The sequence below is a fragment of the Singulisphaera rosea genome, assembly GCF_054877945.1.
The window spans coordinates 1-15,881 of the sequence record NZ_JBTYIP020000060.1 but is presented as its reverse complement, the minus strand read 5'-3'; the positions used below and the strand labels follow the sequence as shown (position 1 = coordinate 15,881).

Genomic DNA, 15,881 nt, shown 5'->3' with positions numbered 1-15,881 from the left:
GCCCGTGTGGTCCACGGTCTGCGGAGTGGCGTAGCGAAGTCATGAGATGAAGAGCCAGATGCGTTTGACGCGCACGTCTGGATCTGTGGGGGGCCTGGGTGGGCGACTACCCAGGTCTACCCGGCCTCTGGCTTCTCTGGCTTCTCTGGCTTCTCTGGTTTCTCTGGCTTCTCTGGCTTCTCTGGCTTCTCTGGCTTCTCTGGCTTCTCTGGCTTCTATGGCTTCTCTGGCTTCTCTGGCTTCTCTGGCTTCTCTGGCTTCTCTGGCTTCTCTGGCTTCTCTGGCTTCTCTGGCTTCTCTGGCTTCTCTGGCTTCTCTAGGCTTCTCTGGGGCTTGGCGTGCTTCTCGATCGCACGCTTCAGGGCAGCCGCGGCTACCGGCGGGTTGTCTAGCAGGTCCAGGAATCTGTCGCGATCGCGGTCAGTTAGAGGGCTGGCTGTCTCCTCGTAGAAACGGACCTCATCATCGGGAATGACCAAGGCTTTACGGATTCCTACTTCCGTGTCGCTGACCTGGTCGATAATCACCGTGGCGTTCGCGAACGCCTTCGGAAGGCAGATTCGGCCCTTCGGATTCGGTTGACCTTGTTTCCATTTCCATGACTGTCCTGATCTCGTTAGGTTTCCTTGCTACTCAATATGGAGGGTTTTGGGAAAGTGGTCAAGTGGCAATTTCCCACGAGGATCCTTCCGAGACGAGGAGGGGACTTGTACCGCCAGGGACATCGGTCGACAAAATCGGCGGCTCGAACACGGAATAGCTACGAGACACGTCTCGCTCTGGTCTTAAGATTGGGATCACGTAGACTGCAGATTTCAAAAAAAAGCGCAATTGGAGCTGGCAATCGGTAGAACGAATCTCCAGATGGAAGGATCAAAACGCCGTAAGTATAGTGTTTTCAGCAATTTACATTGATTCCCAATAAATTTTTCGGGGATCGTCCCAAACTGAGCCCGCGGCGACTTGACAGTGTTCAGTAGTGATCGATTGACTCACGTCGGCGCAAACGTCGAGTTACTCTGGGGATAGCTATCCTGGACCGCTTCATGCTTTGTCCAGCAAAGTGTCAAGTTCGTACACTATGCCCTTCGCCCTACTTTGGGACGGTCCCATTTTTCGATGTTTTTTGTTTCTCGCCGGCAAACTTGCCGGCGAAGCGGTATACTATTTCCATGAAGTTTAGCGAACTACCCAATGACCCGTCCGCGATGTCCGCCTCGGAGCGGTTCGGCTTCCGATACGGATCGAAGGGAACGCACACTACACGAACAATAATGCTAGACGAGGTGTCGCAGGTCTTCGCAGCTGTGCCAGCTGGGGCCGAACGTGTTGAGTACCTGGATGCGATTATCAACGACAATGTTACCGGCAAAAAGACACTCATCACGCGGCGGCACACGGCTCAACGTTTGAGTGAGCTTTACGGATTGGACCAGCGTCTTGTCCTCTTTCGCGTACTGCGCCGATTCTGGAAAGCCGAGAGTGAATGTCGGCCTCTTCTGGCAATGTTGTGCGCACTAGCACGTGATCCTCTGCTCCGGCTTACAGCGAGTGTCGTGCTTTCTATGAAGCCAGGTGAGGAACTCTCGCGACAGACGATTACCAAGGCAGTCTTGGAAGGCACGGGTGACCGACTTAACACCGCTTCCATCGACAAAGTGGTCCGCAATTGTTCGTCTTCCTGGACGCAATCGGGCCACCTAGAAGGAAGGGTGAGGAAGACTCGTTGTCGGATCGTAGCTACGCCATTGTCAACAGCCTATGCCTTGCTCCTTGGCTACCTAGAGGGTGTTCGTGGCAGCCAGTTGTTTCGAAGTTCGTGGGCTGAATCGTTGGACTCCGCTCCAGAGCACTTAGTCCACCTAGCGAAGGATGCCAAGCGATTGGGGGTCTTGGATCTGAAACAGGCGGGAGACGTGGTGGAAGTCGGATTCTCAAGCCTCCTTACTCGTGAAGAGATACGGGACAGCCATGGGAAGAATTGAAGACCTCGCTGACAAATACGAACGGCACGTGTCCGCTCCTTGGCCCCGTAATTTGGCGGGTGCCCAGAAGGCAATTTTCGTTGTCTACGACAAGAATGATGAACGAAAGTTGCGTGCAAAGCGCCGCGAGTTTGAAGTGCGCACTCGCGATGCCGGCCACAAATGGCGCGAAGTGGATCTGACAGATGTGTTTCCAAGGTGGATGGCACGCGACGAGTACAGGGAAGCTTACTTTGAGTCGCCTGAGGATCTGAACCTCAAGCTGCAGGCCGAGTTCGTCGAGTTCGCCGCTGGTCAATTACGCGACGCTCTGGTCGCTACAGACGTTGACGACGATACGGTGATCGGAGTATTTGGTGCCGCGTCGCTTTATGGCTTAACTCGAATATCTGAAGTGTTGAAGCACGTGGAAGGTGACATCCGGGGTCGATTGGTGCTGTTTTTTCCCGGCGACCACGATCAGAACAATTACCGACTTTTAGACGCGCGGGATGGCTGGAACTACCTCGCTGTACCTATCACATCGCATGATGGAAAGGGACATTGATGAAATCCCTGCTGAACCGTGATCTGTTCACGCGTCATCCAGCAACGACTCGCCTGATGAATAACGGTCAGGCTCGGATCGCTGACGGCATGACCGAGAAGGAACTCCTGACGCTTCGCGAAGAGCTTTCTAACTTTGTTTGCGAAGGCCAGTATGCAGACGGCATGCGCCGGGTTTTGGAGTCGTTTCTTGCACATATTGGTGGAACAAGCCAACCAGCCGCGTGGGTTAGCGGATTCTACGGCAGTGGAAAGTCACATCTATTGAAAATGCTCTGTCACCTGTGGGCAAACACGCCCTTTCCAGATCATGGTGATACGGCTCGCACGCTTGTCCCCGATCTACCTCCTGACGTGTCTGAAGCGCTCCGTGAACTTGACACTCAGGGGCGTCGCTTTGGAGGTTTGCATGCTGCATCGGGCACCCTGCCCGCCGGAGGCAGTGACAGTGTACGATTGACAGTATTGGGCATCGTATTGCGGTCTGTGGGGTTGCCAACGACGTATGCGCAAGCCCGCTTTTGTTTATATCTAAAAAACAATGGCTTTTGGGACCAGGTAAGAGGAAGCGTCGAGGCTGCGGGGAAAGATTATTGGCGAGAACTCAATAATCTTTACGTCAGTCCAGTCTTGCACGACGCACTGATCGGTGTTGACTCAGGTTACGGCGACCGAAAGTCGGTCCGAGAGACGTTGAAGCAAGAATTCAAACAGCCACTAGATATAGACACAAGCGACTTCATTCGATTGGTTCGGGAAGTTCTAGCGAATGGCCACGAACTACCCTGCACAATGCTCGTCCTCGACGAAGTCCAGCTTTACATCAGTGACGATTCGGAACGAGCGACCAAGGTCGTAGAAGTGGCCGAGGCTCTCACTAAACAACTCGATTGTCGGTTGCTGCTTGTCGGAGCGGGCCAGAGTGCTTTGGGGGCACAGACCGCTCAGTTTGGCAAGTTGCGAGATCGATTCACGATTCCCGTGGAACTGTCAGACGCGGATGTGGAAACCGTTACGCGTCGAGTGCTTCTCGCCAAGAAGCCGGAGCACGTGGCGAGTATCCGACAGGAATTGGCGATTCACGACGGAGAGATCAAGAGGCAACTCAAAGGGACGCAATTATCGTCCCGATCAGAAGATTCCGAGCACCTAGTCGAGGATTACCCGATCCTGCCGGTGCGTCGCCGCTTTTGGGAAGAGTGTTTCCGTGCCGTCGATCCGGCAGGCACTAGCGGCATGTTACGGACGCAGTTGAGGATCATTCATGACGCTTTGCGTGAGCTGGCGGATCTCCCGCTCCGCACCGTTGTTCCGGCTGACTATATTTTCGAGCAATTGAAGCCGGGGCTTTTGCAACAAGGCATGTTACTCAAGGAACTCGATGAGACTATCCGTCGTCTCGACGACGGGACTGCTGACGGCAAACTCGCGCGAAGGCTCTGCGGCCTGATCTTCCTGATTCGCAAGCTACCAAGAGAAGCCGGAGCAGATAAGGGCATTCGGTCCACTCCTGAGATGCTTGCCGACCTCATGGTCAGCGATCTACACCACGACGGGACTTTCCTTCGCAAGGAAATCCCAAAGATTCTGAAGCACTTGGAGGAGACCGGCGTCCTTCTTAAGGACCACGATGAATACAACCTTCAAACAAAAGAATATGCGGAATGGGACAAGGAGTTTCGAAATCGAATTACCCGATTCACGAATCAGAATGAGACCGAGATTCACAATCGGCGTGAAGCACTGATACGCGACGCAGCTCAGGCTGCTGTGAAGGGGATTAAACTCTCCCATGGTGATAGCAAGGTTCCTCGCAAGTTGGCGATTCACTTTGGTGCAGATGCTCCTGCTGCAACCGGCCATGAGATTCCTGTTTGGTTTCGGGACGGGTGGAATTCTAACCAGAAGTCGGTGATCGACTCCGCCCGCTCTGCAGGCACAGATAGCCCGATCGTCTTTGTCTACGTTGAGAAGGCTTGCGCAGATGAATTGAAGAAGCAGATTATTCGTGCCGAAGGCGCGCGCGGCACAATCGATTTCAAGGGAGTGCCGAGTACGCCGGAAGGCGAAGAGGCACGCAACGCGATGCAGAGTCGGCTAGCCGACGCCGAACGGACGCGAGATGAGTTGATCCAGAAGATCGTTGAAGGGGCAAAGGTCTATAAAGGTGGCGGGACTGAACAGTTTGAATTGGCCCTGGCTGACAAGGTTCGTTCAGCCGCAGACGCAGCCTTGGATCGCCTCTTTCCATACTTCAAAGACGCCGATCACAAGAACTGGCCGGTGGTTATCTCTCGCGGCCGTGGTGGGTACGACGCGCCCTTAGAAGTGATTGATTGGACGGGCCCGACCGAACAGCATCCGGTCTGCAAAGAGATCTTGCGAACCATCGGCTCGGAGATGGAAGGCAAGGCCATCCGAAAGGTGTTTGAAGAAAGTCCGTATGGGTGGCCCGTTGATACGATCGACGGGGCACTTATCGCCCTACTAGCGACAGGACATACCACGGCGACACACGCCAGCGCTGGGGCACAATCGGCAAGCCAGCTTGACCAGGGCAAGATCACGAAGACAAAGTTCCGGGTCGAGACGGTGACCCTCACCGCGAAGGACAAAATCAAGCTTCGTGGATTGTTCCAAGAGGCAGGCCTCACGGCGAAGGCGAGCGATGACCTGTCGGCAAAATCCACCGAACTTCTCGAGTTGATGGTAAAGCTCGCAGGCAAGGCCGGCGGAGTTGCTCCTCTCCCTGAGTGCCCCAAAACAAGCCACATCCTTGACCTTCGAGCTATGGCGGGGAACGAGCGACTGCAAGCGGTCCTTGTTGAACACGACTCTCTCAAGGAACAAGCTAAGTCGTGGCGAGAGATGGCCGAGCTTTCGGAGAAACGAGTCGCTCTTTGGCAGCGATTGCAGCGATTTCTCAAGCACGCTCACGGTGTGGACGCCTACGAGGAATCGGAATCGGCAGCCAATGGAATCCAGAATCATCGCTTGCTTTTGGATCGCACCGATCACGTTACTCCGCTGATCAAGAAACTCGCTGCAGCATTACGAACCTCAGTGAAGACCGCCCACGAAGGATTTCTGGAGCGGCACACGGAAGAGAAATCGAGACTTGAAGCTGCCGACGCCTGGAAGGGGCTGAACAGTGTCCAACGCCAATCGCTTACTCAGCAGTTCGGTCTCGACGAAATTCCAGCGGTTTCCGTTGGCGCCGATGATGAGTTGCTGACGACGCTCGATCGTATTCCGCTTGGTTCCTGGCGGGATAAGACCGATGCATTGTCCAGCCGTTTTGCACAAGCCCTCGCGGCTGCATCGAAGATGCTTGAGCCGAAGATTCAAACCGTGCGGTTGACTAGCGGCACGCTAAAGACCGAGACGGAGGTTCGGCAGTGGCTTAGCCACCAAGAGACCGCATTGGTGGCGAAGCTCTCCGACGGACCAATCGTGATCCAATAAAAGGCGCTGAAATGGCATCGCTTCCGAGCAACCTCCGCCGTGATCTCGAACGGGCGATTATCCGCGCACGTGAAATCGCCGTCGCAGGATCGCGGTCTGCTCTCGAAGCCCTGACGGTCCACGAAGGGATACGCGGACCTCACATTACTTCAGAGAAGCAGATCGCATTACGCAATCACTTACGGGCACATGCGAAACAGATCGGCGACCGCCGCAACTCGCAGTCGGGTTCACAGGCAATCGATCGTCTCGTTCAAGAATGCGCGTATGAGCACTGGCACCGCATGATCTTTGGAAGGTTCCTCGCGGAAAACAATCTGCTCGTCGAACCCGATTCTCAGGTGAGCGTTACACTCGAAGACGTTGAAGAGCTTGCACGAGACGAGGGGATTGACCGCTGGGAACTCGTCGGCCGGTTTGCGCAAAAGTCCTTACCCGCGATTTTTCGGACTGACGATCCCCTCTTGCAGGTGACACTGCCTCGCGAGACCCGGCTTCAGTTGGACGCACTCCTCGACGAGATCCCCTCGGAGATTTTTCTCGCGGATGACAGTCTCGGATGGGTTTATCAGTTCTGGCAAAGCGCTGAGAGACAACGGATTAATGTTGGAGGTGAAAAGATCACGGGTGAAACCCTGTCTGCGGTGACGCAGCTTTTCACTGAACATTATATGGTTCTATTTTTGCTCCATAATACGATTGGAGCCTGGTATGCTGGCAAGCTTCTTGCAGAGCGACCCGAACTTGGTACTTCCGCGTCGAGCGAAGCGTCACTGAGGGACTCCATACGCCTCACCGAGGCTGGCGGCTACGATTTCGATTACCTCAGGTTCGTTCGTTCACCTTCTTCGGAGGAAACGAGCGGTACGGGTGAAAGTACAGCCTCCTGGCGACCAATGGGAGGAGCTTTTGACGGTTGGCCAAAGCGGGCAGCCGAGCTGAGGCTGCTCGATCCTTGCTGTGGATCTGGTCATTTCCTTATTGCGGCTTTTGAGCTCCTCGTCCGATTGAGGATGCGAGAGGAGTCCTTGGGTGTCTCCGAAGCCGTCGATGCCGTAATCCGTGACAACTTATTCGGGCTGGAACTTGATGCACGTTGCACACAGATCGCTGCATTTAATGTGGCCGTGTCAGCCTGGAAACTGACCGGACCGCGCCCGTTGCCTACGATCAGAAACATAGCCTGCACAGGGCTGTCTGTCGGAGTGTCCCGTGATGTTTGGATGCAGGCACTTGAATCAGACGGAACCTCAAGCCTGAAATTCTACTTTGGTCAGCTATATGACATGTTTAGCAGCGCGTCGACCTTGGGTAGCCTCATTAATCCCAATCGATTTCTTGGCAGCCAGACTCTGAAGATCGCCGATAGGGAGCGACTGTCCCTGTCGCTCGACGGGGTGATTTCCAGGGATCCGACTACCGCGCCCGATCAACACGAACTCGGGGTGGCTGCGCAAGGTATGACTCGCGCCGCAGAGCTTCTTGCGGATCGATACGACCTTGTCTTAACGAATGTGCCTTATCTAGCAAGAGGGAAACAGGATGACGTACTTCGGGACCATATCGAGACACATTACGGGTTAGGCAAAACTGACTTGGCGACAGCCTTTCTCATCAGATGTTTAGAATTCTGCAATCCCTCAGGAGTTGTTGCGGTTGTCACACCTCAGAACTGGCTTTTCCTCAAGTCCTACGAGAAGCTAAGGGAGCAACTGCTGACTGCGAGAGAACTGCGAATCGTTGCTCAATTAGGAGCCGGGGCATTTGAATCTATTAGCGGTGAAGTTGTTAACGTGGCTTTATCTGTTATTGTCGCTTCACTCCCGAGCAGAGACTCGCAGATCTCAGGAATCGATGTAACGCACGCCAAACAGGTCTTCGAAAAGGAGCTTGGTTTGAAGGCAGTAGGTAAAATAATCCGTATCTCGCAGGAGCAGCAATTCGAGAATCCTGATGGAAAGATCGTTCTCTCAGAAGGAAGCTGGAGCAGCCTCCTTTCCACGATTGCCACATCATATCAAGGCATTAAAACAGGGGATGACGATCGATTTCGCCGTTTCTTCTGGGAAGTAGAAAGAGTGGAGGAACGCTGGCGATTATTTCAGAGTACCGTTCGTGGAACCACATACTTCGGAGGCTGCGAGGGTTTGATCGATTGGTCTGACGACGGAAACGGGCTTGCTAGGCGTCAGGGATTAAAAGCGTGGGGGAAACTCGGGGTCATGGTCAACCAAATGAGCGATTTGCCCGTCGCCTTGTACCTCGGCACACCATTTGACAGCAACGCCTCGCCCCTGATTCCGAAAAACCCTAAAGACTTGCCCGCTATCTATGAGTTTTGTGCTTCGCCTGGCTATCGACAGATGGTACGAAAAATCGATCAATCTCTGAAACCAACCAACACCAGCCTTGTACAAGTGCCATTCGAATCTGATCGTTGGATGGGGATCGCGCAGAGAAAATACCCCGACGGGTTTCCGGAGCCAGAGAGCGACGATCCTACACAGTGGTTGTTTCACGGACGACCAAACCACACGTTGATCCCCGGTCAGGTCGCACTATTGCGCCTTCTCGGGTACAGATGGCCTACTGAACTCGATCCCGAGATGCGGCTCAGCAGTCGTTCTCGCGAACTTGTCCAAAGTTGTGAAGCCCTACTTCCTCTTGCGGATGGGGACGGGATTGTTTGTATCCCCTCTGTTCGTGGCGAGGAACCAGCAGACTTGCGATTAGAACGTCTGCTCGATTCTTGCGGTCTCAAACCAGCGTGCATTTTAGAAGACTGGTTGCGCAACAACTGTTTCAGAGAACATTGCGAGGTATTTCATAATTCACCCTTCATGTGGCATATCTGGGATGGTCGTAAGGCCGATGGTTTTCACGCTTTGGTCAACTATCACAAGCTTGCCAGTCCGGGTGGGCACAAGCTACTTGAAAGCTTAACGTACAGCTACCTTGGCGATTGGATCAATCGTCAGGAAAGCGACGTAAAACGGGGTGAATCGGGAGCCGATGGCCGACTTGCAGCCGCGAGGACTTTGCAGGAAAGGCTCGTCTTGATCCTGGCGGGAGAACCGCCGTTCGACATTTTTGTTCGATGGAAACCTCTTTCTGAGCAGCCAATTGGCTGGAATCCTGATATCAACGACGGCGTACGAATCAACATTCGGCCCTTCATGACTGGCGAAATTGCCGGCGGACGGAAAGGCGCTGGCATCCTTCGTTGGGCTCCGAAGGTCAGTTGGAACAAGGATCGCGGCAAAGAATCTAAGCGTCCGCGCGAAGAGTATCCATGGTTCTGGGGTTGGGACGAGTCCATCGATTTCGCTGGCGGCGACATATTCACGGGTGATCGCTGGAACGATTGCCATTACTCGAACGAATTCAAGCAAAACGGCCGCTGATCGGCAAAGGGCAAAGAACCATGAGCATCAACATCGGCGTCATCGACGCTCAGGCCACTAGGCTGGCGACAGACCTCTCGCCCGAGTTCGAGCTTCGGCTTGGTATAAAGAACGATCCGATCAAGCAACGATCGTTGTCGTTCGTCTTCATGGTCGTGCGGGCATTGCTCGACCTGACCGACGACGAGGCTTTAGATTGCCTGACCGAAGGCGGAAACGACTTTGGAGTTGACGCCATTCATGTCGGAGACATCGAGGATGGAGAGTTTCAGGTTACGCTGTTTCAGGGAAAGTACACCAATAACGCCACCGGAGCGAACACCTTTCCACAGACGGGAATCGAGAAGGCTGTTCAGGCCGTTCGTTATCTTTTCGACCCTAATGCGACGGTCACTACAAATCCCGTTTTGAAGGCTCGCGTCGAAGACATTCGCTCACAGGTTCGCGACGGAAACATCCCTCGAGTCTGTGCCGTCATGTGCAGCAACGGAAGTCCGTGGAACGCCGCTGCACAGCAGGTGATCGACCAGGCTGGCTTTCCGGCCGAGCAGGTGGCGTGGAAGTATGTCAACCACGATGACATCGTGCGTCTGATGCAGGCTACCAAACAGGTAGATGACACCCTACGCCTAAGTGGCAAAGCGATGGTCGAGGACTTCGATTACCGCCGCGTCCTGGTTGGCAAGATTCCAGTCAAAGAGATCGAAGCGCTCTTTAGTCGTCATGGCGACCTGCTTCTCGATCGGAACATTCGTCGATTTCTGGGTTTGCAAGGGAACCGGGTCAACACTGGGATCGCCGCCACTTTGAACAATCAGCCCGAGCGTCCCAACTTTTACTTCTACAACAACGGGATCACGTTGCTCTGCAAGAAATTCTTTTATAACGCTCTACAAGCGTCAGACCACCAGGTGAAAGCCCATGGACTTCAGATCATAAATGGCGGGCAGACATGTAAAACGATTCAGTCCACGCTGTCAGCATTGGTCGGCGCGACGCCGGATATCGAGAAGGCGTTCGTTCTGGTTCGACTCTACGAACTACCCGAGGACTCGGATGATTTGGTTCGTAGCATAACCTATGCCACCAATAGCCAGAGCCCGGTTGATCTTCGCGATTTGAGGTCCAATGACGCTCGTCAAAAGAACCTGGAGACCGATATTGCCGGGCTCACCGATGCGGCTGGCCGAAAGTGGATTTATGTCAGGAACCGGAGCAATGCTGGCTTGAGCCGCCAGCACATTCTTAGTAGCCGCGCAGCCGAGTCCGTGCTCGCGGTATGGCGGTCAATGCCCCATCAGGCGAAGACCCACAGCCGCGAACTCTTCAGCAATCTAATCTATGACTCAATCTTTACTGCACAACTGAATGGCGCGCAGCTAATACTTGCCACGTTGATGTTTCGCTTTGCTGAAACGAAACGCCAGCAGAATTCTGCGGTTTCTCCCGACTGGATCACATATGCCTCGCACTTTGTCGCCATGCTGATGGGGCGTTATCTCTTAACCGACCTTGGGATCACACTTGATCAACTCAACCACGCGAAGTTCACCGACGCGATCAAGCAGTGGGAACTTAAAGACGAACAGTACCACGCGAAGGCGCTAGGCGACCTTCAGACGGCGATCAATAATCAGTATGGGAACCAGCCACAGTCGCTCCAGCAATTGGCCGCGACGTTCCGACGTGGCGACCTCCTTCAGCCGGGGAGGTTGCCCTAATGGCCGCTAAGTCCAGGGGCAAGCTGGCCAGCGCACAGCCGACCACGATGCTGGAGGCGATGATTCGATCATTCGAACTGGCGTCGCGGCACCAACCTGGCACAGATGAGCGACCCGCAGCCGTTTTATGGGCAGACCCCCGAGGCGAATGGCGACCGTTGATTGCGACGCTGCGCGCACGACTGCCTCAACTGTTTACATTTGGTCCGTACGATCCCTCAAAGACGACAGGACCGGCCATCTGGCTCAAGTGCATCGTTGCTCGAACGATCGATTCCCCGGCGTTGACGCCCGATGCAGTGCCTATAATCTACCTTCCAGAAGTCAGCCGGCAGGATCTGAGAGCCGGTGATGAGTGTCCATCCGAACTCCGCCCGCTCGTTGAATTGCAATATCGGGGCGTCGTGTGGACTCAGCACAACGGACGAGACTGGACCATCGAGGCATTTCTTGTTTCGGAGCATGCGTTGGGCTTGGATGTTGCACGTGATTTAGCAACTCGTAGGTCGATCGATGCTTCGTTAACCGCCTTAGCGGATGCGCCGCTCAGTCAACTTCGAGGAAAAAAACTGGAGGCTGATGATTTTGATCGCCTGATGATAGGCGACCAACCCCGCGACCTCCTCTCTTGGATGAATGCACCGATCGACGTTCAAAAACGTTTTCAGCAAGCAGGAAAGTGGCACGCCTTCAGGAACCGTTGCCGTAACGATTACGGTTTTGACCCGGAGATGGATGGGGAAACCGTCGCCGGTGAGTCCTTCGGGATGCGTGATAATAACGCCTGGGCAACTCTCTGGCTGCGATTTTGCGAGTCACCAGCTTTGTACCCGAACATCCCTGATTTACTGATTCGCTCGAAGCCGAGCAGTGGCAAGTTATTGTTTGATAAAGAGGCCTGGCCGGATGAAAACGACAATGCCGAAGCTGCGTTACGCAAATCGCTAGAAGGTCTAGAAAACAAATCGCCTGTCGATGCTCGTGCGACAATCCGAAAACTAGAGTCAGAACACGGAGGCCGACGCAACTGGGTTTGGGCACAACTGGAACGCGCGCCCTTGGCGACGGTTTTGGAGAGCCTCGTAAAACTGGCAGAACGAACAGAATCGAATCTGGGTGGTGATACCCCCCAGGAAATGGCTCGGCTCTACGTAGAGGGCGGCTACCTGGCCGATGACGCGGCCGTACGAGCACTTGCCTTTCAGGGTAACGTTGCTGACAGGCAAGCAGTTCGAATCGCAGTTCGGGCCCTTTACAAGCTATGGTTAGAGCTGGCGGCGGAGCGCCTGCAGAAACAGATCTCGAAGAGTCCGATTCCGAATGCTTTGACTCAAGCGACTGTCGAAGCGAAAGGCGGCACTTGCATCCTTTTCGCAGACGGACTGCGTTACGACCTAGGCCGCCGACTAGCCGCCGTTTTCGATGAACTCGGCTTCAAGACCTCGTGCAATCAGCGTTGGTCGGCTCTTCCGTCTGTCACAGCCACCGCAAAACCAGTGATCTCGCCTATTGCTCACTTGATGATAGGTAAAAGCATTCCCATCGACTACGCCCCGACAATCAAGGAAACCGACGAAGAACTTACTCACGCTCGATTCCAAAAACTTCTTAAGCAGGCGGGTTACGAACTGATCTCGGGGGATGTCACGAGCGGCCCCATAAAAGCCACGTCTCGTGGTTGGACAGAGTTCGGGAATATCGACAAGCGCGGTCACGACATGCAGATTGACCTGGCGGGACAGTTAGAGGACGAGTTACGTCGATTGGCTGATCGAGTAGTTTCACTTCTCGAGGCTGGCTGGAAATCAATACGAGTCGTGACCGATCATGGCTGGCTCCTGATGCCCGGCAATCTTCCAAAGCAGGAACTTCCGCATTACTTGACCGAGAGCAAGTGGTCACGATGCGCACGCATCAAGGGCAACTCGCAAGTAAATGTACCGACAGCTTCGTGGACTTGGAACTCTCACGTTGAATTTGCTTCAGGACCGGGAATCTCTGTGTTTTCTCAGGGGTACGCCTATTCACACGGTGGTCTCAGTCTGCAAGAGTGTTTGATTCCCGATTTGGTGATCGAACCTTCCGAGGATGGTTCAACGATAAAAGCTACGATCGCTGATGTGAAATGGCGTGCCCTACGTGTCCGACTTCAGGTTGATCCAATCGATCCTTCCTTGCAGGTCGATATACGAACCTCCGCAGGCTTACCAAATAGCACGATCGTCGCAGGACCTCGCGGGTTGGAAAGCGATGGCAAATCATCGCTGCTTATCGAGAACGAAGACCTGATCGGCACGGCCGCAGTGATCGTCGTTCTCGACTCGCGCGGCCGAGTCGTCGGAAAACAATCGACTGTTGTCGGCGGGGAGGATTGAGAGTGATGGCACTGGAACTCGATACACTCGATCGTCTCGGCGCTTCGGCGTTCGACGGCTATTTGGTCCGTAAAGACTTGGTTCGGAAATACTCCAGGCAGTATCCCGTGCCCACCTATGTTGTCGAGTTTTTGCTAGGGCGCTATTGTGCCACTGTCGACGAGAACGAGATCGCAGAAGGACTTCAGGTCGTCGAACGGCAATTGAAGGACCGTACCGTTCGTACAGGTGACGAAGAACTCTTCAAAGCCAAGGCACGTGACAAAGGGGCAGTGAAACTGATCGACGTTGTGCGGGCTAAACTCGATGCAAAGAACGACTGCTACATCGCGGAAGTCCCGAGTTTGGCCTTACGGGACGTTCGGATCGACGACTGGCTTGTTCGTGAACATGAGAGAATGTTAACGGACGGATTTTATGCTGAAATCACACTGGGATATGATGCCCTTGTAGCACAGGAGAAGAACGGCCGGCCGTTTTCGATCGATGCATTGCGGCCTATTCAAATGTCAAAATCGGACGTATTGGACACTCTGGCTCGGGGGCGTCAAGCATTTACGACCGAACAGTGGCGACACTTTCTGATTCGTTCGATTGGGTTGGAGCCGACAGCGTTATCTGACCGTGCACAATGGGTCTGCCTACTCCGAATGGTTCCGTTTGTAGAACGCAACTATAACATGGTTGAGTTAGGCCCTCGCGGGACTGGGAAGAGCCATTTGTTCCAACAGATCTCTCCCTACTCCCACTTAATTTCTGGAGGTAAGGCCACTGTCGCAAAAATGTTCGTTAACAACGCAAACGGTCAACGCGGTTTGGTCTGCCAATACGATGTTGTTTGTTTCGATGAGGTTTCCGGCGTTTCCTTCGACCAAAATGATGGCGTTAATATCATGAAGGGTTATATGGCGTCTGGAGAGTTCAGCCGAGGAAAGGAGAGTATTCGGGCAGAAGGCGGCATTGTCATGGTCGGCAACTTCGATGTCGATATCGAGCAACAGCAAAGGATCGGGCATTTGCTCAGTCCGTTGCCGCCAGAGATGCGAGACGATACTGCCTTCCACGATCGTTTGCACGCGTTCGCGCCGGGGTGGGATTTTCCCAAGCTCAATCCTAACGAACACTTGACTGATCATTTCGGTCTCGTCAGCGACTTTCTTAGCGAATGCTGGAACAAACTTCGACCGAGCAGCCGCGTTTCAAAATTGCAGGGACGTGTACACCTTGGCGGAGCGCTGAGTGGACGCGATATCGAGGCCGTGAATAAAACGGCGAGCGGACTTCTGAAGCTTCTGTTTCCAGATTCTGCGATGGAAGTTCCGGATGACGATCTGGAGGAGATTGTTCGGCTGGCATTAGAGTCACGTAGGCGTGTGAAAGAGCAGCAAAAGCGGTGCTTGAAGAGCGAATTTAGGAACACTCACTTCAGCTATACACTTGGCCGAGACGGAGTCGAACAGTTCGTTTCAACGCCTGAGTTGCACAGCGATGATGCAATCGAAGATGATCCCCTGCCACCCGGTCAAGTCTGGGCAATCAGCCCAGGCTCGCAGGAGTCAGGAGCTGGGTTGTATCGGATCGAAGTCACGGTCGGTCCAGGCGGTGGTGGTGTAAAAATCCTTAATACTCCGGCCCCCTCCGGGTTTCGAGAGAGCGTCAAAGTTGGGGAGCAAAATCTATACAACATGGCGAAAAAGCTGGTTGGAGATCGCGATCCTCGCTCCCATGAATTCAACGTTCAGATGAGGGCCATGGATAATGATCGGAGTGGTGTCGGAGTTGGCCTACCAGTTCTGGTTGCCTTAGCGGGCTCTTTGTTGGAACGAAGCACAAAGGGGGGGCTCATAATTGTCGGTTCACTCAATCTCGGTGGTTCCACCGAGACGGTCCCCAACGCCGTTTCAATCGCCGAAGTAGCGATCGAGAAAAAGGCGACAACGTTGCTCATGCCGGTTTCTTCACGCCGGCAATTGAACGACTTACCCGATGACCTCTGGACCAAAATCAGCATCGATTTTTACAGTGACACCTCAGATGCCTTCTTCAAATCGCTCTCAGAGTGAACGTCAACTCGGTTCGAGACTTCCATCTTCAGGAGATGCTGGATTGCCCTAGACCTAGATTGATATGCACCCGCGATGGCTTCAATGAACGAATGAATTTCGGACTTTCTGGAAAAACCTTGAGAAATGGTCCAAGGAGCGTTCTTGATTCCCCTGCTTAGGCGTGGTAGCCGCCGCCATTGAAACGCTTCTCTGAGAGGCTATCCGGTAACTTTTTCCTCAATTTCCCGGAATTTAAAGGCCGCACGCTTCCTCTTCTCATCCTTTTTTAATAGTCTGAGCATTCGATGAATTGAACTGATTTTGATCATTGCCTCGCTCG

Annotated in this window: 7 protein-coding genes; 6 read left to right on the top strand and 1 reads right to left on the bottom strand. The window is 53.8% G+C overall.

Annotated elements, in window-relative coordinates; genetic code table 11:
• Positions 1-215: 215 nt before the first annotated feature.
• Positions 216-527, bottom strand: a complete 312-nt coding sequence (locus tag ACYOEI_RS40505) for a type II toxin-antitoxin system TacA family antitoxin (protein ID WP_462856359.1) — start codon at positions 525-527, stop codon at positions 216-218.
• Between the two features lie 1,444 nt (positions 528-1,971).
• On the opposite strand from ACYOEI_RS40505, the gene ACYOEI_RS40500 reads away from it, so the two are divergent.
• Genes ACYOEI_RS40500 through brxL form a run of 6 tightly spaced genes read left to right on the top strand, consistent with a single transcriptional unit; the run spans position 1,972 to position 15,559 of the window.
• Entirely contained in the window at positions 1,972-2,532 is a 561-nt protein-coding gene (locus tag ACYOEI_RS40500; protein WP_462856358.1) for a DUF1788 domain-containing protein, read from the top strand.
• Positions 2,532-5,996, top strand: coding sequence for a BREX system P-loop protein BrxC (gene brxC / locus ACYOEI_RS40495; RefSeq protein WP_462856357.1), 3,465 nt, complete (start codon positions 2,532-2,534; stop codon positions 5,994-5,996). Before ACYOEI_RS40500 ends, brxC begins: the two co-directional genes overlap by 1 nt.
• A gap of 11 nt (positions 5,997-6,007) precedes the next feature.
• Positions 6,008-9,400 (top strand): Eco57I restriction-modification methylase domain-containing protein, encoded by a 3,393-nt coding sequence (locus ACYOEI_RS40490; protein WP_462856356.1) that lies wholly within the window; start codon positions 6,008-6,010, stop codon positions 9,398-9,400.
• 20 nt (positions 9,401-9,420) lie between these two features.
• Complete coding sequence (locus ACYOEI_RS40485) at positions 9,421-11,121, top strand: AIPR family protein (protein ID WP_462856354.1); 1,701 nt, start codon at positions 9,421-9,423, stop codon at positions 11,119-11,121.
• A complete protein-coding gene (gene pglZ / locus ACYOEI_RS40480; protein WP_462856353.1) occupies positions 11,121-13,496 on the top strand; it encodes a BREX-1 system phosphatase PglZ type B in 2,376 nt (791 codons plus the stop codon). Before ACYOEI_RS40485 ends, pglZ begins: the two co-directional genes overlap by 1 nt.
• A gap of 5 nt (positions 13,497-13,501) precedes the next feature.
• A complete protein-coding gene (brxL, locus tag ACYOEI_RS40475; protein ID WP_462856352.1) occupies positions 13,502-15,559 on the top strand; it encodes a BREX system Lon protease-like protein BrxL in 2,058 nt (685 codons plus the stop codon).
• Positions 15,560-15,881 lie beyond the last annotated feature (322 nt).

Bases quoted from the DNA above. Each gene is read 5' to 3' on its own strand.
- ACYOEI_RS40500 (WP_462856358.1), top strand. From the start codon at position 1,972: ATGGGAAGAATTGAAGACCTCGCTGACAAATACGAACGGCACGTGTCC.
- brxC (WP_462856357.1), top strand. From the start codon at position 2,532: ATGAAATCCCTGCTGAACCGTGATCTGTTCACGCGTCATCCAGCAACG.
- ACYOEI_RS40490 (WP_462856356.1), top strand. From the start codon at position 6,008: ATGGCATCGCTTCCGAGCAACCTCCGCCGTGATCTCGAACGGGCGATT.
- ACYOEI_RS40485 (WP_462856354.1), top strand. From the start codon at position 9,421: ATGAGCATCAACATCGGCGTCATCGACGCTCAGGCCACTAGGCTGGCG.
- pglZ (WP_462856353.1), top strand. From the start codon at position 11,121: ATGGCCGCTAAGTCCAGGGGCAAGCTGGCCAGCGCACAGCCGACCACG.
- brxL (WP_462856352.1), top strand. From the start codon at position 13,502: ATGGCACTGGAACTCGATACACTCGATCGTCTCGGCGCTTCGGCGTTC.